Annotated in this window: 26 protein-coding genes; 1 reads left to right on the top strand and 25 read right to left on the bottom strand. The window is 57.6% G+C overall.

The genetic code is table 11. From position 1 onward, the window contains the following. Window positions 1-20 precede the first annotated feature (20 nt). The 25 genes from rplO to DCC27_RS00305 all read right to left on the bottom strand — a co-directional run bounded on the left by rplO (window position 21) and on the right by DCC27_RS00305 (window position 16,487). Window positions 21-497 (bottom strand): 50S ribosomal protein L15, encoded by a 477-nt coding sequence (rplO, locus tag DCC27_RS00425; protein ID WP_110097911.1) that lies wholly within the window; start codon window positions 495-497, stop codon window positions 21-23. Then, entirely contained in the window at window positions 490-723 is a 234-nt protein-coding gene (gene rpmD, locus DCC27_RS00420) for a 50S ribosomal protein L30 (protein WP_110097912.1), read from the bottom strand. The genes rplO and rpmD overlap by 8 nt, the downstream gene beginning before the upstream one ends. A 2-nt stretch (window positions 724-725) precedes the next feature. Next, the gene (rpsE, locus tag DCC27_RS00415; RefSeq protein WP_110097913.1) at window positions 726-1,469 is read right to left on the bottom strand and encodes a 30S ribosomal protein S5; all 744 of its coding nucleotides are present in this window, start codon (window positions 1,467-1,469) and stop codon (window positions 726-728) included. After that, on the bottom strand, window positions 1,466-1,840 hold the full coding sequence (gene rplR / locus DCC27_RS00410) for a 50S ribosomal protein L18 (protein WP_110097914.1): 375 nt from the start codon (window positions 1,838-1,840) through the stop codon (window positions 1,466-1,468). The genes rpsE and rplR overlap by 4 nt, the downstream gene beginning before the upstream one ends. Then, a complete protein-coding gene (rplF, locus tag DCC27_RS00405; RefSeq protein WP_110097915.1) occupies window positions 1,840-2,373 on the bottom strand; it encodes a 50S ribosomal protein L6 in 534 nt (177 codons plus the stop codon). The genes rplR and rplF overlap by 1 nt, the downstream gene beginning before the upstream one ends. 26 nt (window positions 2,374-2,399) lie before the next feature. Next, entirely contained in the window at window positions 2,400-2,798 is a 399-nt protein-coding gene (rpsH, locus tag DCC27_RS00400; protein WP_110097916.1) for a 30S ribosomal protein S8, read from the bottom strand. Window positions 2,799-2,870: 72 nt separating this feature from the next. Then, window positions 2,871-3,458, bottom strand: a complete 588-nt coding sequence (rplE, locus tag DCC27_RS00395) for a 50S ribosomal protein L5 (RefSeq protein ID WP_110100633.1) — start codon at window positions 3,456-3,458, stop codon at window positions 2,871-2,873. Next, on the bottom strand, window positions 3,458-3,799 hold the full coding sequence (rplX, locus tag DCC27_RS00390; protein ID WP_110097918.1) for a 50S ribosomal protein L24: 342 nt from the start codon (window positions 3,797-3,799) through the stop codon (window positions 3,458-3,460). Before rplX ends, rplE begins: the two co-directional genes overlap by 1 nt. Before the next feature lie 4 nt (window positions 3,800-3,803). Beyond that, window positions 3,804-4,172: a 50S ribosomal protein L14 gene (gene rplN / locus DCC27_RS00385; protein WP_110097919.1), complete on the bottom strand. Its 369-nt coding sequence runs from the start codon at window positions 4,170-4,172 to the stop codon at window positions 3,804-3,806. Window positions 4,173-4,613: 441 nt separating this feature from the next. Further along, window positions 4,614-4,907, bottom strand: coding sequence for a 30S ribosomal protein S17 (rpsQ, locus tag DCC27_RS00380; RefSeq protein ID WP_199223084.1), 294 nt, complete (start codon window positions 4,905-4,907; stop codon window positions 4,614-4,616). Next, on the bottom strand, window positions 4,904-5,209 hold the full coding sequence (gene rpmC, locus DCC27_RS00375) for a 50S ribosomal protein L29 (protein WP_110097920.1): 306 nt from the start codon (window positions 5,207-5,209) through the stop codon (window positions 4,904-4,906). The genes rpsQ and rpmC overlap by 4 nt, the downstream gene beginning before the upstream one ends. Window positions 5,210-5,211: 2 nt before the next feature. Beyond that, a complete protein-coding gene (gene rplP / locus DCC27_RS00370) occupies window positions 5,212-5,628 on the bottom strand; it encodes a 50S ribosomal protein L16 (protein WP_110097921.1) in 417 nt (138 codons plus the stop codon). Then, a complete protein-coding gene (gene rpsC / locus DCC27_RS00365) occupies window positions 5,628-6,413 on the bottom strand; it encodes a 30S ribosomal protein S3 (protein WP_110097922.1) in 786 nt (261 codons plus the stop codon). The genes rplP and rpsC overlap by 1 nt, the downstream gene beginning before the upstream one ends. After that, the gene (rplV, locus tag DCC27_RS00360) at window positions 6,414-6,782 is read right to left on the bottom strand and encodes a 50S ribosomal protein L22 (RefSeq protein ID WP_110097923.1); all 369 of its coding nucleotides are present in this window, start codon (window positions 6,780-6,782) and stop codon (window positions 6,414-6,416) included. Window positions 6,783-6,816: 34 nt separating this feature from the next. After that, window positions 6,817-7,095: a 30S ribosomal protein S19 gene (gene rpsS / locus DCC27_RS00355; protein WP_110097924.1), complete on the bottom strand. Its 279-nt coding sequence runs from the start codon at window positions 7,093-7,095 to the stop codon at window positions 6,817-6,819. A 15-nt stretch (window positions 7,096-7,110) separates the two neighbouring features. After that, on the bottom strand, window positions 7,111-7,950 hold the full coding sequence (rplB, locus tag DCC27_RS00350) for a 50S ribosomal protein L2 (protein WP_110097925.1): 840 nt from the start codon (window positions 7,948-7,950) through the stop codon (window positions 7,111-7,113). Between the two features lie 31 nt (window positions 7,951-7,981). Further along, window positions 7,982-8,287: a 50S ribosomal protein L23 gene (rplW, locus tag DCC27_RS00345; RefSeq protein WP_110097926.1), complete on the bottom strand. Its 306-nt coding sequence runs from the start codon at window positions 8,285-8,287 to the stop codon at window positions 7,982-7,984. Further along, window positions 8,284-8,910 carry a 50S ribosomal protein L4 gene (gene rplD, locus DCC27_RS00340; RefSeq protein WP_110097927.1) on the bottom strand — a complete coding sequence of 209 codons (627 nt, stop codon included), beginning with the start codon at window positions 8,908-8,910 and terminating at the stop codon, window positions 8,284-8,286. Before rplD ends, rplW begins: the two co-directional genes overlap by 4 nt. A 4-nt stretch (window positions 8,911-8,914) precedes the next feature. After that, entirely contained in the window at window positions 8,915-9,565 is a 651-nt protein-coding gene (gene rplC / locus DCC27_RS00335; protein WP_110097928.1) for a 50S ribosomal protein L3, read from the bottom strand. A 23-nt stretch (window positions 9,566-9,588) separates the two neighbouring features. After that, on the bottom strand, window positions 9,589-9,897 hold the full coding sequence (gene rpsJ / locus DCC27_RS00330) for a 30S ribosomal protein S10 (RefSeq protein ID WP_110110271.1): 309 nt from the start codon (window positions 9,895-9,897) through the stop codon (window positions 9,589-9,591). A 458-nt stretch (window positions 9,898-10,355) separates the two neighbouring features. Then, window positions 10,356-11,546 carry an elongation factor Tu gene (tuf, locus tag DCC27_RS00325; RefSeq protein ID WP_110097930.1) on the bottom strand — a complete coding sequence of 397 codons (1,191 nt, stop codon included), beginning with the start codon at window positions 11,544-11,546 and terminating at the stop codon, window positions 10,356-10,358. A gap of 305 nt (window positions 11,547-11,851) precedes the next feature. Continuing rightward, complete coding sequence (gene fusA / locus DCC27_RS00320) at window positions 11,852-13,966, bottom strand: elongation factor G (RefSeq protein ID WP_110100636.1); 2,115 nt, start codon at window positions 13,964-13,966, stop codon at window positions 11,852-11,854. Window positions 13,967-14,086: 120 nt separating this feature from the next. Beyond that, the gene (gene rpsG, locus DCC27_RS00315; RefSeq protein ID WP_110097932.1) at window positions 14,087-14,557 is read right to left on the bottom strand and encodes a 30S ribosomal protein S7; all 471 of its coding nucleotides are present in this window, start codon (window positions 14,555-14,557) and stop codon (window positions 14,087-14,089) included. Then, window positions 14,557-14,931: a 30S ribosomal protein S12 gene (rpsL, locus tag DCC27_RS00310; protein WP_110097933.1), complete on the bottom strand. Its 375-nt coding sequence runs from the start codon at window positions 14,929-14,931 to the stop codon at window positions 14,557-14,559. Before rpsL ends, rpsG begins: the two co-directional genes overlap by 1 nt. 275 nt (window positions 14,932-15,206) lie before the next feature. Beyond that, window positions 15,207-16,487 carry a hypothetical protein gene (locus DCC27_RS00305; RefSeq protein ID WP_110110270.1) on the bottom strand — a complete coding sequence of 427 codons (1,281 nt, stop codon included), beginning with the start codon at window positions 16,485-16,487 and terminating at the stop codon, window positions 15,207-15,209. 119 nt (window positions 16,488-16,606) lie between these two features. Here DCC27_RS00305 and DCC27_RS00300 point away from each other — a divergent pair, with 119 nt between their 5' ends. Continuing rightward, window positions 16,607-17,788, top strand: a complete 1,182-nt coding sequence (locus tag DCC27_RS00300) for a peptidoglycan bridge formation glycyltransferase FemA/FemB family protein (protein ID WP_233487892.1) — start codon at window positions 16,607-16,609, stop codon at window positions 17,786-17,788. Window positions 17,789-17,792 lie beyond the last annotated feature (4 nt).

The following is a 17,792-nucleotide window of genomic DNA, read 5'->3' as shown; positions in this document are numbered from 1 at the left end:
CTGAATCGGAGTGTTTCGCCTTAGCGAGCCGTGGTTGACCCTCCAGCGGCGTTGATCTTTTCAACAGCCGACTTGGAGAATGCATCGGCGGTGATGTTCAGAGCCACGGAGATCTCTCCGGTACCCAGGATTTTCACCGGCTGGTTCTTGCGCACCAAGCCACGCTCCACCAGAGAATCGACGGTGACCTCGCCACCGTCGGGGAAGTGCTGAGCGAGCTTGTCCAGGTTGACGACCTGGTACTCGGTGCGGAATGGGTTTTTGAATCCGCGCAGTTTCGGAAGGCGCATGTGCAACGGAAGCTGACCACCTTCGAAACCTGCAGGGACCTGGTAACGAGCCTTGGTGCCCTTAGTACCGCGGGTAGCGGTCTTGCCACCCTTACCGCCTTCACCGCGTCCGTAACGCAGCTTGGTCTTCTTCGAACCGGCAGCTGGACGCAGGTCATGCAGCTTGACGATGTCTGGGCCGTTCTGGCCTTCGTTGGTGTCAGCCATTATTGACCTCCTCCACTGTGACGAGGTGGCGCACGGTATTAATCATGCCCACCGTGGACTCATCGGCTGTACGGGTCACAGTGTGACCAATTCGCTTCAGACCGAGCGAACGCACAGTCTCACGATGCTTGGGTTTACGGCCCACGGTTGAACGGATCTGGGTAATCGCCAGAGTCGCATCCGAGGCCGTGATGTTCTTTGGAGTTGAACCGTTGTTCGTTGCCATGATCAGGCACCTGCCCTTTCTTCGGCCTTCTTGGCGCGATCTTCCTGCATGGTGCGAAGCATGGCGTGCGGAGCGACCTCATCGACAGGTTTACCGCGACGGGCAGCAACTTCCTCGGGTCCTTCCAACTGCTTGAGCGCATCGATCGTGCCTCGCACAATGTTGATGGCGTTCACTGAACCCATCGACTTGGAAAGCACATCGTGGATTCCTGCGCACTCCAGCACAGCACGCACCGGACCACCAGCGATCACACCGGTACCGGGGGAAGCAGGACGCAACAGCACAACGCCGGCAGCGTCTTCACCCTGCACGATGTGAGGAATGGTTGTCCCGATACGCGGAACGCGGAAGAAGCTCTTCTTGGCCTCTTCAACACCCTTGGCGATAGCGGCCGGAACTTCCTTGGCCTTACCGTAACCAACGCCAACCAGACCGTCGCCGTCACCGACGACAACCAGAGCGGTGAAGGAGAACCGACGTCCGCCCTTGACCACCTTGGATACGCGGTTGATGGTCACCACGCGCTCGAGGAACTCGTCGCGGTTGTCGTTGCCACGGGAGTTGTTACGGCGGGAGCCGCGTTCGTTCTTGGCAGCGCGGTCACGACGGCCTCGACCGCCGCGCTCACCACGACCACCAGTGCGTTCGGTGTTCTGGCTAACCGAACCTGATGAGGTCTCAGACACGGCGTCTTCGTTAGCTTCAGTCACCTGATTGTCCTTTTCGTTGGTGTTTTCGCTCACAGTTTCAGCCCCCCTTCGCGTGCTCCTTCAGCTACTGCCGCGACGCGACCGTGGTAACGGTTACCGCCACGGTCGAAGACGACCGCTTCAATGCCGGCTGCTTTGGCGCGCTCAGCGACGAGCTCGCCAACCTTACGCGACTTCTCGACCTTCTCAGCGTCCAAGCTCCGAAGATCGGCTTCCATAGTGGAAGCTGAAACCAGGGTGAGTCCCTTGGTGTCGTCGACCACCTGCACGAAGACGTGTCGGGCTGAACGGTTGACGACCAAGCGAGGACGTGCCGAGGTTCCGGAGATATGCTTGCGAACACGCTGGTGGCGGCGAGCCCGAGCAGCGTATTTGCCCTTGCCTTTGACAGTGACGTTCGACATCACTTACCTGCCTTTCCGGCCTTACGACGGACCTGCTCGCCCAAATACCGGATGCCCTTGCCCTTATAAGGCTCGGTTCTACGAAGTTTCCGGATATTGGCTGCGGTTTCGCCGACCAGCTGCTTGTCGATCCCGGAGACAGTCACCTTGTTGCCGTCAACTTTGAAGTCGATGCCCTTCGGCGCGTCTACGGAAATGGTGTGGGAGAAGCCCAGGGAAAATTCCAGACCCTGTCCCTTGGCCAGCACGCGGTAACCGGTACCAATGATCTCCAACGTCTTGGAGTAGCCTTCGGTGACACCCACGATCATGTTATTGATCATGGTCCGGCTCAAACCGTGCAACGAACGCGATTCGCGCTCATCGTCGGGACGGCTGACAGTAATAGTGTTTTCTTCCAAATCAACGGTGATAGGCGATGCAACGGTGAAGCTCAGCTCGCCCTTAGGTCCTTTCACATCGACCTGCGAGCCATTGACCTTCACATCAACGCCGGAAGGCACGGTGATCGGAAGACGTCCAATACGTGACATTTTCTCTACCTTTCGTCCGTGTTCCGTTACCACACGTAGGCGAGGACTTCCCCACCTACACCTTTGGAAGCCGCCTGACGGTCTGTGAGCAGACCGGAGGAGGTTGACAGGATCGCAATCCCCAAACCGCCCAACACACGAGGCAGGTTGGTGGACTTGGCATAAACGCGCAGACCGGGCTTAGAAATACGGCGCAGGCCAGCAATAGCGTGCTCGCGCTGCGGGCCGAACTTCAGCTGGATGGTCAGGGTTTTGCCAACACGGGCCTCTTCTTCGGCCCAGTCATCGATGTAGCCTTCGTTTTTCAAGATCTCGGCCAGGCGGGTCTTCAGTTTCGAAGACGGCATGGATACCGAGTCATGTGAGGCCGAATTTGCGTTGCGCAGACGGGTCAACATGTCTGCGACAGGATCGGTCATAGTCATGTGGGCTTCACGCCCTTTCTCGCTGTGGTTTCCCGGACCGGTACACCGGATGGGACCTGTAGCGTAGATAGATTACTGGTCTTTCTTGAATGGGAAGCCCAGAGCGCGCAACAGCGCACGGCCTTCGTCATCGGTCGTTGCGGTGGTCACGACGGTGATGTCCATACCGCGTACGCGGTCGATATTGTCCTGATCGATCTCGTGGAACACGGTCTGCTCGGCCAGGCCGAACGTGTAGTTACCGTTACCATCGAACTGCTTGGAGGACAGACCACGGAAGTCACGAATACGTGGCAGAGCAAACGAGACCAAACGGTCCAGGAATTCCCACATGCGGTCGCCGCGCATGGTCACATGGGCGCCGATGGGCATACCTTCACGCAACTTAAACTGCGCGATGGACTTCTTGGCCTTGGAAACCTGTGGCTTCTGACCAGTGATGGCGGCCAGATCCTTGATGGCACCTTCGATGACCTTCGAGTCACGAGCTGCTTCACCAACACCCATGTTCACCACAACTTTGGTCAGGCCCGGGACCTGCATCACGTTGCTGTAGTTAAACTGGTCCTGCAGCGACTTCTTGATCTCGTTCTGGTATGTGGCCTTCAGACGCGGGGTGACCTTGGGGGCTGCGGCCGTATCGGTGCTAACCTCAGTCATCACAGCTCCTTTCCAGAGGCCTTGGCGTAACGGACCTTGACGGTCTTGGTTTCGCCGTTCTTCTCGACTTCTTCAAAGCGGTAGCCAACGCGGGTCGGCTTGCCAGACTCGGGGTCTACGATGGCAACATTCGAAATGTGCATCGGGGCTTCGACCACCTGGATACCACCTTCGGTAGCGCCCTGGGGTCCCTGACCGGCACGGACGTGCTTAGTCACGCGGTTGACACCTTCAACGAGCACGCGCTCATCTTTGGGGAACACGCGCAGGACTTTGCCCTGCTTGCCCTTGTCCTTGCCTGCAATAACCTGCACGAGGTCGTCTTTCTTGATCTTGGCCATGGGACTAGATCACCTCCGGTGCCAGTGACACGATACGCATGAACTTCTTGTCACGAAGTTCGCGACCGACCGGGCCGAAAATACGAGTGCCACGGGGTTCCTGGTCACCCTTGAGAATTACAGCTGCGTTCTCATCGAAGCTGATGTAGGAACCGTCAGCGCGGCGTACCGATTTCTTGGCACGGACTACCACGGCTTTGACGACATCTCCAGCCTTGACGTTGCCACCGGGGATAGCGTCTTTTACGGTTGCGACGATCACGTCGCCGATGGATGCATAGCGGCGTCCAGATCCTCCGAGAATACGGATAGCCAGGATTTCCTTGGCGCCCGTATTGTCGGCGACCTTAAGCCGCGACTCCTGCTGAATCACTTGATTACTCCTGTCGTCGTGCTGGTTCTCCCCCGAAGACCGGGTGAGCCTAGCCGAACGGTGAACTGATAGCTTTCGCCTTCTGCTTTCCCTCACCCTGAGAGGCTCGTGGCGTCGAACAACGAGCAATCTCGACGTTGTTCAGACCGCTCGAGAACACTCATTCACGTCATCCACGTGCAGGGCAAGGCCGAGGCATTTTCGGCGAAAGTTCTGTGGTTCTTGGCACGTGAGATGGATGGTCTCACCATCAAGAGCACACAGACTCTTCATCTTACACGCCATACTGGCGCTATTTCAATCTAATGGCATGGTGGTGCGGGTGTTAGTTCGCTCTCTGTCGATTGGCGTCGTCCTGAGAAAAGCACGTGACAAAGTCTCAGTTAACGACACAGGCCCACCACAAAAGTGGTGGGCCTGTGTTACTCAGTGCGCCTGGGATTACTGAGCGCGCTCAACAATCTCAGCCAGCCGCCAGCGCTTGCTCTTAGACAACGGGCGGGTCTCCATCAAGTCGACGCGGTCACCCACACCTGCGGTGTTCTCCTCATCGTGAGCCTTCACACGCTTGGTGGTGCGAACGATCTTGCCATACAGTGCGTGCTTTTTGTGGGACTCGATCTCCACGACGATGGTCTTATCCATCTTGTCGGAAACCACGATTCCACGAAGAGTCTTCCGGTAGTTACGCTCCGGAGCGGCTTCGGTGGCGGCGGTGTTCGTTGATTCGGTCACTTGTCCTCCTCCTCAGCCTTCTTCTTGGACTTCTTGGTTTTCTTCTTGGATTCTTTGACGTCATCAGCCGGAACGTCGACATTCTCGCGAATACCGAGTTCACGCTCGCGCAGGATGGTGTAGATCCGTGCGATATCGCGCTTGACGACCTTGATACGACCGGTGTTTTCGATCTGACCGGTGGCGGCTTGGAAACGCAGGTTGAACAGTTCAGCCTTTGCTTTCTGCAGCTCTTCGGTCAGGCGGGCGTTATCGAAGCCATCGAGAGCTTCAATGTTGAGTTCCTTGGAACCAACTGCCATGATCACTCACCACCTTCACGACGAACGATACGTGCCTTCATCGGCAACTTGTGGATGGCCAAAGTCAACGCTTCACGGGCGACCTCTTCGGAAACACCGGAAAGTTCGAACATCACTCGTCCGGGCTTGACGTTTGCAACCCAGTACTCAGGCGAACCCTTACCGGAACCCATACGGACTTCGGCAGGCTTCTTGGTCAACGGACGGTCCGGGAAAATATTGATCCAGACCTTACCACCACGCTTAATGTGGCGGGTCATGGCAATACGAGCTGCCTCGATCTGGCGGTTGGTGACGTAGGAGTGGGTCAGAGCTTGGACACCAAACTCACCGAAGGTCACTTCGGTTCCACCCTTAGCCATACCACGACGACCGGGACGGTGCTGCTTGCGGTACTTCACACGACGTGGGATCAACATTAGGCGTTGCCTCCTTCAGTTGCGCCGGTCTGTGCCTTGGCGTCCTGTCCCCCGCCGCGACGACGACGCTGGTTGTTGCGGCCACGGCCGCCACCGCGTCCACCACGACCGGACGGCTTGGCAGCCTCGACTGCAGCCAGTTCCTTATCGGTCAAGTCACCCTTGTAGATCCAGACCTTCACACCAATGCGACCGAAGGTGGTCTTCGCTTCGAATTTGCCGAAGTCGATGTTGGCGCGCAGGGTGTGCAGAGGCACGCGACCTTCACGGTAGAACTCCGAACGAGACATTTCAGCCCCGCCCAGACGGCCCGAGCACTGGATACGGATACCCTTGGCGCCCGCACGCATTGCGGACTGGATGCTACGACGCATCGCGCGACGGAAAGCCACACGGGCGGCCAGCTGCTCAGCGACACCCTGTGCCACGAGCTGGGCGTCCATTTCGGGGTTCTTGACTTCCAGAATGTTGAGCTGGATCTGCTTGCCGGTCAGCTTTTCCAGCGACCGACGAATACGATCGGCTTCTGCACCCCGGCGACCGATGACGATACCCGGGCGCGCGGTGTGGACGTCCACACGAACGCGATCGCGAGTGCGTTCGATCTCCACCTTGGCGATGCCAGCACGCTCCATACCATCGGACAGAAGTTCACGAATGCGAACGTCTTCTTTCACGAAGTCGGCGTAGCGCTGGCCTTCCTGGTTGGAGTCAGCGAACCAACGGGAGACGTGATCGGTGGTGATACCGAGGCGGAATCCATTGGGATTAATTTTCTGACCCATTTAGTTGGTCCCACCCTTCTCTTCTTCGGTCGCAACGACCACGGTGACGTGGCTGGTGCGTTTTCTGATCTGGAAAGCGCGTCCCTGGGCACGAGGCTGGTAGCGCTTCATGGTCGGTCCTTCATCTACGAAAGCTTCGGAGATGAACAGTTCGTCTTCTTTGAAGGACAGACCTTCACGGTCTGCTTTCTGACGGGCATTGTCCACCGCGGAGGCAACAACCTTATACACCGGCTCCGAAGCACCCTGCTGAGCGAACTTCAGAATAGCCAGCGCTTCAGTCGCTTGCTTACCACGAACAAGGTCGACAACGCGCCGGGCCTTCATTGGCGTCACGCGCAAGTAGCGCGCACTTGCCTTGGCTTCCATTGCTTATCCTCTTTCGAATCTCGCAGGGCCCGCCTTAGCGGCGGCCCTTCTGGTCGTCCTTGGAGTGGCCGCGGAAGGTTCGAGTTGGTGCGAACTCTCCGAGCTTGTGTCCCACCATGGCTTCGGTGATGAACACCGGAACGTGCTTCCGACCGTCGTGGACAGCGATGGTGTGACCAATCATGTCCGGAACGATCATGGAACGACGGGACCAGGTGCGGATAACGTTCTTATTGGTCTTTTCGTTCTCAGCAAGAACCTTCAGGTAGAGATGCTGATCAACGTAAGGACCCTTTTTCAGGCTGCGTGGCATTGAGAGATCAGCTCCTTATCGTGATTTCTTGCCGGTACGACGACGACGAACAATGAGTTTGTCGCTTTCCTTATTCGGGCGGCGGGTGCGGCCTTCCTTCTGACCGGACGGGCTCACAGGGTGACGACCACCGGAGGTACGACCTTCACCACCACCGTGCGGGTGGTCGACCGGGTTCATCACAACACCGCGAACAGTCGGGCGGACGCCCTTCCAGCGCATGCGACCGGCCTTACCCCAGGAGATGTTGATCTGCTCGGCGTTGCCGACTTCACCGATAGTGGCGCGGCAACGAACGTCAACGTTGCGAATTTCACCGGAGGGCAGACGCAACTGGGCGTACTTGCCCTCGCGAGCCACCAGCTGGGTGGAGGCACCAGCGGAACGAGCCAGCTTAGCGCCACCGCCCGGGCGTAGCTCCACTGCGTGCACCACAGTACCCAGCGGGATATTGCGTAGCGGCAGATTGTTACCCGGCTTGATATCAGCGTTCGCACCCGATTCGACGATGTCACCCTGCTTCAGCTTGGCCGGAGCAATGATGTAGCGCTTCGCGCCGTCGACGTAGTGCAACAGTGCAATGTTGGCAGTGCGGTTCGGGTCATATTCAATGTGTGCGACCTTGGCCGGAATGCCATCCTTGTCGTAGCGACGGAAATCGACCAGGCGGTACTGGCGCTTGTGACCGCCGCCCTTGTGACGGGTCGTGATCTTGCCGGAGCTGTTACGCCCACCAGTCTTCGTCAGCGGACGAAGCAGTGATTTCTCGGGCGTGCTCCGCGTGATTTCTGAAAAGTCGGAAACCGACGAGCCGCGCTGGCCCGACGTAACCGGCTTGTATTTACGGATAGCCATATCTTTATTCCTCGATTAAGTGGTCTCCGGCTTAGAGAGCCGGACCTCCGAAGATGTCAATGGTCCCTTCCTTCAGAGTGACGATCGCGCGCTTGGTATCTTTGCGCGAACCCCATCCGAAGCGGGTGCGCTGACGCTTCCCGGGACGGTTCATGGTGTTGACCGAATCAACTTTGACATCAAAAATCTTTTCGATGGCAAACTTAATTTCGGTCTTATTCGAGCGCGGGTCGACGATGAAGGTGTAACGACCCTCATCCATATCGGCGTAGCTCTTTTCCGAGACGACGGGAGAAATGATCACGTCGCGCGGGTCTTTGTTGATGGTGCCGCTCATTTGGCCTCCTCCTTCTTGTTGCTGCCGGCGGCAGCCACGAAGGCCTCGTAGGCCGGCTTGGTAAAGACCACATCATCACTCATCAGCACGTCGTAGGTGTTGAGCTGATCAGTGTAGAGGGTGTGGACTCGTTGCAGGTTGCGGGTGCTCAGGGCAGTCACATCGTCACTGCGATCAATGACTACCAGGAAATTCTTCCGACCGGTATTCAGCTCCTCCAAGGCGGCCTTTGCGGCCTTAGTGGACGGAGTCTGTTCGGTCACGAGAGCTTCCAGCACGTGAATCCGGTCGTGACGAGCACGGTCGGACAGTGCTGACCGCAGAGCGGCAGCTTTCATTTTCTTGGGGGTCCGCTGGGAGTAGTCCCGCGGCACCGGGCCGTGGACAATACCACCGCCGGTCATCTGAGGCTCGCGGTTGGAGCCCTGACGAGCGCGACCGGTACCCTTCTGGCGGAATGGTTTACGGCCACCACCGGATACTTCGCCGCGAGTCTTTGCTTTATGAGTTCCCTGCCGTGCAGCCGCTTGCTGTGCGACGACGACCTGGTGCATCAGAGGCACATTCGTCTCGGCACCAAAGATATCGGCCGGCAGATCAACCGTAACTTTCTTGACAGCCATCTGCTCATGCTCCCTTCGCTGCATCGCGAACCAGCACAACCCGACCCTTGGGGCCAGGAATGGCGCCCTTGATCAACAGCAGGTTGTTCTCTGCATCGATAGCGTGCAGAGTAAGGTTCTGAGTGGTAGTGCGCTTATTGCCCATACGGCCGGGCAGGCGCTGGCCTTTGAAGACGCGGCCCGGGGTGGAAGCACCACCGACCGAACCGGGTTTACGGTGGTTCTTGTGCTGACCGTGGGATGCGGCCACACCGGCGAAGCCGTGACGCTTCATGGCACCGGCGAAGCCTTTACCCTTAGAGTTAGCGGTCACGTCAACCTTTTGACCAGCTTCAAACTGTTCAACGGTGACGTCCTGGCCCAGCGTGTACTCAGCGACATCAGTGGTACGGATCTCGACCACATGGCGACGCGGGGTGACGCCTGCCTTCTCGAAGTGGCCGGTCAGTGGCTTGGTGACCTTGCGGGGATCAATCTGACCGTAGGCCAGTTGAACAGCGGTGTAGCCATCTGATTCTTCAGTGCGAAGCTGCGAAACCACGTTGGGCTCTGCCTGAACCACGGTCACCGGAACAAGGTTGTTCTCCTCGTCCCAGACCTGGGTCATGCCGAGCTTCGTGCCCAGCAAACCTTTTGTTTGACGGTTAGCGGTCATAGTTCTCTCAGCACCTCCCTAACCTAAAGCTTGATTTCAATATTGACGTCCGCGGGCAGGTCCAAACGCATCAGCGAGTCGACGGCCTTCGGAGTCGGGTCTACGATGTCGATCAGCCGCTTATGAGTGCGCATTTCAAAATGCTCGCGACTGTCCTTGTACATGTGCGGAGAACGGATCACGCAGTAAACGTTCTTCTCAGTTGGTAGCGGCACCGGGCCCACTACCTGAGCGCCTGCGCGTATGACCGTATCTACGATCTTCCGTGCTGAAGTGTCAATCACCTCGTGATCGTAAGACTTCAGACGGATGCGGATTTTCTGTCCCGCCATGGCGTCTTGCCTCTTTCGTCCTTGTTGTCCGTACCTGTCCCTGTGTGCGATTCAACGGCCATGGACCAGACAATTGCGCCTCATCGACCGTCTTCGCTTATTCCACCTCCAGCAACAAATCCGAAAACTTCGGGTTCCTCGCTCCTGAAGGGCTCCCATCCACGCGCTCGGGCGTGTCGAAATCTATGTCGGAACACTACGCTCGAGGAGAGGGAGGGAATTCTGCTCACGGGGCGAATACCGATTCAGACACGATGATTCGCTCGTCCTTGCTGAGCAACTTATCTAGTATGACATGTTTTGTCTCGCAACGCGAATCCTCGGGTCTCGTTATTGGCAAGATCACGTTATTGCCACGAGACCTCGACACACAACAGGGCCCCGCCTCCGAGACATCTCGGTAACGGGGCCCTGTCGACGAGCCTCAGGCTGAGCTCAGCCGAACTCAGTCAGAGGTCTTACTTGACGATCTTGGTCACACGACCGGAACCAACGGTGCGACCACCCTCACGGATAGCGAAGCCGAGGCCCTCTTCCATAGCGATCGGCTGGATGAGCTCGACTGACATCTCAGTGGTATCGCCAGGCATAACCATCTCAGTACCTTCCGGCAGGGTGATGACGCCAGTAACGTCAGTGGTGCGGAAGTAGAACTGCGGACGGTAGTTGGAGTAGAACGGGTTGTGACGGCCACCCTCGTCCTTGGAGAGAATGTAGACGTTACCCTCGAACTGGGTGTGCGGGGTAATCGACCCCGGCTCAGCAACAACCTGACCACGCTCAACGTCTTCACGCTTCAGACCACGCAACAACAGACCACAGTTCTCGCCTGCCCATGCTTCGTCGAGCTGCTTGTGGAACATCTCGATACCAGTGACGGTGGTCTTCTGGATTTCGCGGATACCGACGATTTCAACCTCAGAGTTGATAGCCAGAGTACCGCGCTCGGCGCGACCGGTCACCACGGTACCGCGACCGGTAATGGTGAAGACGTCCTCGATCGGCATCAGGAACGGCTTGTCCTTATCGCGAACGGGGTCCGGAATGTAGGTGTCAACAGCGTCCATCAGTTCTTCAACGGACTTGACCCACTTCTCGTCGCCCTGCAGAGCCATGTAGCCGGAGGTGCGGATCACAGGAGCCTCGTCGCCATCGAAGTCCTGCGAGCTCAGCAGTTCACGAACTTCCATTTCAACGAGCTCAAGCAGCTCTTCATCATCAACCATGTCGCACTTGTTCAATGCAACCAGCAAAGCGGGAACGCCAACCTGGCGAGCCAGCAGCACGTGCTCGCGGGTCTGAGCCATCGGGCCATCGGTGGCAGCAACCACGAGGATCGCACCGTCCATCTGGGCAGCACCGGTAATCATGTTCTTGATGTAGTCGGCGTGGCCCGGGGCGTCAACGTGTGCGTAGTGACGTGCTTCGGTCTCGTACTCGATGTGGGAGACGTTAATGGTAATACCACGCTGGCGCTCTTCAGGAGCACCGTCAATCTCGTCGTAGTTACGTGCCTCGTTGAGGTCAGGGTACTTACCGTGCAGTACCTTCGAGATAGCTGCGGTGAGAGTGGTCTTACCGTGGTCAACGTGGCCGATAGTACCAATGTTGACGTGCGGCTTCGTCCGCTCGAACTTTGCCTTCGACACAGATTCCTCCTAGAACTGTTCGACTGGAGAAGGACATGGCAGCCGCTTGATGTGCGGTCTGACTTTTCTACAGTCTACGCGTCAGATTTTTCTTTTCTAAATTCCCCGGATATCAGGACCGGCGCCCGTCGCTTGAGGCCTACTCGGCCGAGCAGGCGGACCGGACCAAAAGTCCTGTCTAGCCCCGTCCCTCCGGAGTGTGGTCGAGGCTGTGTGACCGGTGGGGTGAAGCGTCTGTTCTCCACCCCTCCGATCCCAAGTTGTTTCAGAGTGATTTTACCGGATATTTCCGGTACCGATGACTCTTACTGGCCTGAGTGCTTCTGGATGATCTCTTCCGAGACAGCCTGTGGCACTTCACCGTAGGAGTCGAAGGTCATGGTGTACACAGCGCGACCTTGAGTCTTGGACCGCAGGTCGCCGATGTAGCCGAACATCTCGGACAGCGGTACCTGTGCGTTGATGACCTTCACACCCTGAGCGTCTTCCATCGAACCGATGGTGCCACGGCGGGAGTTCAAGTCACCGATCACATCACCCATGTATTCCTCCGGAGTGCGGACTTCAACGGCCATCAGTGGCTCCAGCAACACCGGCTTAGCTCGACGGACACCTTCTTTGAAGACCTGCGAACCAGCCAGTTTGAAGGCCATTTCCGAGGAGTCCACATCGTGATAGGCACCATCCTCGAGGGTAGCCTTGATGCCGACCATCGGGTAGCCGGCCAGCACACCGAACTGCATAGCTTCCTGAATACCCTGGTCCACCGAGGGGATGTATTCGCGGGGAACCCGACCACCGGTGACGGCGTTGTCGAACTCGTAGATCTCACCTTCGGAGGTTTCCATCGGTTCGAAGGTAACGATGACCTTCGCGAACTGACCGGAGCCACCGGTCTGCTTTTTGTGGGTGTATTCCACGTTTTCGACCTTCTTGCGGATCGTTTCGCGGTAGGCTACCTGCGGCTTACCCACGGTTGCTTCCACTTTGAACTCACGCTTCATGCGATCCACAAACACGTCGAGGTGCAACTCGCCCATACCGCCGATTTCGGTCTGGCCGGTTTCCTCGTTGTGGTTGACCGTGAAGGTCGGGTCCTCAGCGACCAGACGCTGAATAGCGGTGGAGAGCTTCTCCTGGTCACCCTTGGATGCGGGCTCGATAGCCACGGAGATCACTGGCTCGGGGAACTCCATTGATTCCAGAATGATCGGATCGGACTTGGCAGACAGAGTGTCACCGGTAGTGGTGTCTTTCAGACCCACCACAGCGTAGATGTGGCCTGCCTGAGCTTGCTCAACGGGGTTCTCTTTATTGGCGTGCATCTGGAAGAGCTTGCCAATGCGCTCCTGCTTGCCCTTGGTAGCGTTCAGGATGGTGTCACCCTGGGAGATGGTACCGGAGTAGACGCGGATGTAGGTCAGAGTACCGAAGAACGGGTGAGCCGCGATCTTGAAGGCCAGAGCAGAGAACGGCGCGTCGGTGCTGGGTTCACGGGTCAGTTCGACAGACTCGTCACCGACCTCGTAGCCGTGGACAGCGCCGACGTCGAATGGTGCCGGCAGGTAGTCAACCACGGCGTCCAGCAACGGCTGAACTCCACGGTTTTTGAAGGCCGAGCCACAGAACACGGGGTAGGCCTCGTCGTTGACAGCCATGGCCCGGACGCCGGCCTTGATGTCCTCTTCGCTCAGCTCTCCGTTCTCGAGGTACTTCTCCATCAGCTCCTCGGAGGACTCAGCAACAGACTCCACCAGTTCGTTGCGGTATTCCTCGGCGCGCTCCTGGAGCTCAGCCGGAATCTCCTGGGTTTCATAGGACGCACCCAAGGTCACGTCACCCTTGGCGTCACCTTCCCAGACGTAGGCCTTCATGGTGACCAGGTCAACAACACCCACGAAATCACTCTCAGCACCGATCGGCAGCTGCATGACCAGTGGCTTGGCCTGCAGGCGGTTCACGATGGTGTCGACGGTGTGATAGAAGTCTGCACCGAGCTTGTCCATCTTGTTGACGAAGCAAATGCGTGGGACGCCGTACTTATCGGCCTGGCGCCAAACGGTCTCAGACTGAGGCTCCACACCTTCCTTTGCGTCGAACACAGCAACGGCACCGTCGAGCACGCGCAAGGAGCGTTCCACCTCAACGGTGAAGTCCACGTGTCCCGGGGTGTCGATGATGTTGATCTGGTGACCTTCCCAGAAGGAGGTTACAGCCGCGGAGGTAATGGTGATACCGCGCTCTTTTTCCTGTTCCATCCAGTCGGTGGTGGACGCACCATCGTGGGTTTCGCCCAATTTGTGGTTCACACCCGTGTAGAACAAGATACGCTCGGTGGTCGTGGTCTTGCCGGCATCGATGTGGGCCATGATGCCGATGTTTCGAACCTTCTTGAGGTCAGTCAGCACGTCTTGTGCCACAGTGTCTCCCTTGGGGTTGTGACCGGAAGTTCAGGAACTGACCGTTCTGCGGTGTCTGCCCAAACCTGGCCGTTGGTTATCTCGTGATCTGTAGTTATGGTCGGATCTCGGGATGCTGGCTTACCAGCGGTAGTGTGCGAAGGCCTTGTTGGCTTCGGCCATCTTGTGCACGTCCTCGCGACGCTTCACTGCAGCACCCAGGCCGTTGGAAGCGTCCAAGATTTCATTGGTCAGGCGCTCGGTCATGGTCTTCTCACGGCGCACCTTGGAGAAGCCCACCAACCAACGCAGGGCCAGCGCGGTCGCACGACCGGGCTTGACCTCAACCGGCACCTGGTAGGTTGCACCACCGACGCGGCGGGAACGAACTTCCAGAGCCGGACGGATGTTGTCCAGAGCTTTCTTCAACGTTGCAACGGGATCGTCGCCGCCTTTATCGCGGGTACCGTCCAGTGCACCGTAGACAATGCGCTCTGCGGTGGACTTCTTACCATCGATCAGCACCTTGTTGATCAGCTGGGTGACCAGCGGGGAGCCGTACACCGGATCAACGACCAGCGGGCGCTTAGGAGCAGGTCCTTTACGTGGCATTACTTCTTCTCCTTCTTTGCACCGTAACGGCTACGTGCTTGGTTGCGATCCTTGACACCCTGGGTGTCCAGTGCGCCACGCACGATCTTGTAACGAACACCGGGCAGGTCCTTCACACCACCACCGCGCACCAGCACGATGGAGTGTTCCTGCAGGTTGTGGCCCTCACCGGGGATGTAGGCGGTGACTTCGATACCGCCGGCGAGACGCACACGTGCAACTTTACGTAGTGCAGAGTTCGGCTTCTTCGGGGTCGTGGTGTACACACGAGTGCACACGCCACGACGCATCGGGCGGCCCTCCAGGGCAGGAGCGCCCACCCGCTTGGACTTGGGGGTGCGGCCCTTACGGACCAGCTGCTGAATTGTAGGCAAACTATTCTCCGTTATGTATGATCTCGGTCGACCGCCCCGTCACGCACCCAGCTCATGAACGGGAGGTGAACTCGAGGACGGTCTGGACCGAAGTCCGTGGTTTATTTCTCGCTACCCGAAACTCAAAAAGTGTTTGGGCGTGCAAAAAGGTGGCATTTGTTGCGCAAGAACCCCGCAACCCGGACTGTGTCCTATTGCCACACTGGAAACAATCGATCTTATAGTACCAGGTCTAGCACCAGAATGGGAACTGAGACTGTTCGTGGTCCGTAGGGCTAGTTCATACTGCCGGGCCGGTGTTGTACTTCTTCGGCAGCTTTATACAGTCGGTACTTCTGATACAGGTCGCGCTTGAAGTTTTTATCCTGCCGATACTGAAGCGGAGTGTAGACCTGTCCAGACTTTTTGAGCTCAGAGATGTAGTGGCGTTGCTGGTCGTTGGCGTAGCGTTGGGCAACCGAAAGCGGGATCGTCGTTGACAACGCGAGGTGCTCAACATGTGCCGGTGCTGGTTCATCAAAGTCGCCGAGCAGATCTCCCAAGTAGAAATCCACGGGGTTACGTCCGGCCGCGGTGAGGTAGTAGTGATGACGTCCTAGCCGAGGGTTCATTTCTAAGAACATCGGTTCCCCCGTGGTGGGATGGACCTTGATATCAAACATGGCGAAGCCGTGCCAGTCAAGGCTGTCGAGAATTTTCGCACCGTGGTGATGAATGGTGTTATCCGGTACAGCAATCACCGCGCGGGCATTGCCTTCTAGTCCCACAGCATGATCTTCCACGATGACTTCACAGAGCCCCGACAAGGTGATGTTTCCGTCTGCGTTGCGGTACATCGTCAGGATGCGTAGCTGGGAGTCAGGCCCTGGAATGAACTCCTGGACAATGAGCCCTCCTCGATACCCAGCGTCAGTTGCCTTGTCAAGAACCTCTTTGAGGTTCGCGTCGTTATCGATGTAGTGGACCTTACGGCGCCCTTCGAAACGTGTGGAGGCCCATTGGCCACCATCATCGGCTTTGAGCACTACCGGATACGACAGTCGTGCGCCGTGAAAGGAATTGAGGAAATCATCAGAACTTGTGGTCTGCTCAGCTGCCGCATGGGAGTCATAGATCAAGGTACGCGGGTAGGGCACAGAGTATGTCCGACAGAGCTCATAAAAATGTTCTTTGAGCGCCGCACGGTCGAGTTGTTCGACAGTGACGGCGGGGAACACGTAGCCAGCTTCGCGCAACCTGTCTGCTTTTTGGGCCACAATGCGAACCAGATGATCGTATCCGCTGTGGAGCACCAAGGGCCGATCCGGGGTGTGAGCATTGACCGAAGTAGCAACCTGTTCTACGTGTGCTGTTACCGTCTCTGGGTCGAACATGGGACCGGCCGGGTAGAGCTCGGTGAGTTTGCTTCCTCCAACAATCAGGTTCTGCCCGGTTGGCACCACCGCAGACATCCAGCCGAAGCGTTCGTGATATTCCCGGGCGAGACTATAGGCCCCCAAATCACCTCCGGTGATCACCGGGACAACGGGTTGCTCCGCGCTAATTTTCGAGCTCATAAACGCCAGACTATAGCAACAGCACGAGCAAGGGCACTCCCCCAGCCGATCGGACTTGATTCCTTGAGTGGAGCGATCCGAGGAGCCACTTGTTCAGATCGATACGGTAGGTTAGCGATGTGACTTCACGACAGGACCTCCGGATTACTGACATCTCAACCTCCACGCACGAACAGTTCCTAGCCTCCCAACCAAGCGCGTCTTTTCTGCAAAACCCGCGCTGGCCCCAGGTGAAGACAGGGTGGAGAGGACAGTCACTGGGTTGGTACCGCGGTGACGAACTTGTGGCCGTCTCCCTCGTGCTGTATCGGGGTATTCCAGCGCCGTTACTCCGCAAAAAGTCGTTGGCTTATCTCGCCGATGGTCCGGTATTCTCTGCTGACACCGTTGCCCTCGGGGACATTCTGGAGCCGCTGGTCCCCTACCTGCGTTCTCAAGGCGCGTTCCTCATTCGGATGGGATTGCCGTTCTCGGAACGGTCGTGGAGTGCACATACCGTTCGTTCGACACTATCCAAAGGCGACGAAACTCTTGTCACAGAGCTGGATGCCGAGTCCGAGAACGATCAGGTCGTGGAGATGACCCGATTGCTCGACGACCAGGGCTGGTCCCGCCCGAAGATTACCGCGGATTTCCAGGCCGGCCAAGCGCAGTTCCAGGCTCGGATACCCTTGCCCGAGCTGTCTGAAGCAGACCGAGCCGATCGAGAATCTGAAGGTTTTCAGGAAGCGGTCGAGCAGGTCCTGTCACGAATGGACAGCACTTCGCGTCGACAGACCCGTAAATCCACGCGCTCGGAGCTGAAAATCACCGCTACGGGAGCGGAAGCTCTCGATCGCTGGCAGCAACTTTTTGAAGAAACCGCCGCACGGGATGGATTCTCGGGCAGGCCGCAGGAGTACTTCGAGCGCATGGCCACGGCGCTGGGCGAGTCTGAAGTCTCAGACTTCAAGGTGCTACTGGCAGAATACGAGGATCAGCTACTGGCTTCGGCTATTTACGTCCAGCAACAAGACACCGGTTGGTACGTCTACGGAGCCTCGTCACGGGCCGAATCCAAACGCTACGCACCTCGCGCTTTGCAGTTGGAACAGATTAAACTGTCGTTAGAGGCGGGCTGTCGCTGGTACGATCTCGGCGGGATCTCACCAACTTTGGATAAAGAACACCCCTTGGCTGGTCTGAGCCGGTTCAAAACCACTATGGGCGCTGATGTGCACCAGACTTTGGGTGAATGGGATTTGCCACTCAACAAGTTGCTGGCCAACGGGTTCAACTTCTATATGAACCGTCGTGGTTAGCTCA

Origin of the sequence: Auritidibacter sp. NML130574, assembly GCF_003185725.2 — a bacterium.
In the GTDB taxonomy this organism is placed as follows: Bacteria; Actinomycetota; Actinomycetes; order Actinomycetales; family Micrococcaceae; genus Auritidibacter; species Auritidibacter ignavus.
The sequence above is the reverse complement of the archived record's forward strand: the minus strand, read 5'-3'. Positions and strand labels throughout refer to the sequence as shown.

Coding starts and splice junctions, on each gene's coding strand:
- rpsS (WP_110097924.1), bottom strand. CDS start 7,095: ATGCCACGCAGCCTGAAAAAGGGTCCTTACGTTGATCAGCATCTCTAC.
- rplX (WP_110097918.1), bottom strand. CDS start 3,799: ATGGCCAAGATCAAGAAAGACGACCTCGTGCAGGTTATTGCAGGCAAG.
- rpsC (WP_110097922.1), bottom strand. CDS start 6,413: ATGGGTCAGAAAATTAATCCCAATGGATTCCGCCTCGGTATCACCACC.
- rplD (WP_110097927.1), bottom strand. CDS start 8,910: ATGGCTGTCAAGAAAGTTACGGTTGATCTGCCGGCCGATATCTTTGGT.
- rplF (WP_110097915.1), bottom strand. CDS start 2,373: ATGTCACGTATTGGACGTCTTCCGATCACCGTGCCTTCCGGCGTTGAT.
- rplV (WP_110097923.1), bottom strand. CDS start 6,782: ATGGAAGCCAAGGCAAGTGCGCGCTACTTGCGCGTGACGCCAATGAAG.
- rplP (WP_110097921.1), bottom strand. CDS start 5,628: ATGTTGATCCCACGTCGTGTGAAGTACCGCAAGCAGCACCGTCCCGGT.
- rpsG (WP_110097932.1), bottom strand. CDS start 14,557: ATGCCACGTAAAGGACCTGCTCCTAAGCGCCCGCTGGTCGTTGATCCG.
- rpsJ (WP_110110271.1), bottom strand. CDS start 9,897: ATGGCGGGACAGAAAATCCGCATCCGTCTGAAGTCTTACGATCACGAG.
- rpmC (WP_110097920.1), bottom strand. CDS start 5,209: ATGGCAGTTGGTTCCAAGGAACTCAACATTGAAGCTCTCGATGGCTTC.
- rpsH (WP_110097916.1), bottom strand. CDS start 2,798: ATGACTATGACCGATCCTGTCGCAGACATGTTGACCCGTCTGCGCAAC.
- rplB (WP_110097925.1), bottom strand. CDS start 7,950: ATGGCTATCCGTAAATACAAGCCGGTTACGTCGGGCCAGCGCGGCTCG.
- DCC27_RS00305 (WP_110110270.1), bottom strand. CDS start 16,487: ATGAGCTCGAAAATTAGCGCGGAGCAACCCGTTGTCCCGGTGATCACC.
- rplR (WP_110097914.1), bottom strand. CDS start 1,840: ATGTCGAACGTCACTGTCAAAGGCAAGGGCAAATACGCTGCTCGGGCT.
- rplW (WP_110097926.1), bottom strand. CDS start 8,287: ATGAGCGGCACCATCAACAAAGACCCGCGCGACGTGATCATTTCTCCC.
- rplC (WP_110097928.1), bottom strand. CDS start 9,565: ATGACCGCTAACCGTCAAACAAAAGGTTTGCTGGGCACGAAGCTCGGC.
- rpmD (WP_110097912.1), bottom strand. CDS start 723: ATGGCAACGAACAACGGTTCAACTCCAAAGAACATCACGGCCTCGGAT.
- rplO (WP_110097911.1), bottom strand. CDS start 497: ATGGCTGACACCAACGAAGGCCAGAACGGCCCAGACATCGTCAAGCTG.
- rplE (WP_110100633.1), bottom strand. CDS start 3,458: ATGACTGAGGTTAGCACCGATACGGCCGCAGCCCCCAAGGTCACCCCG.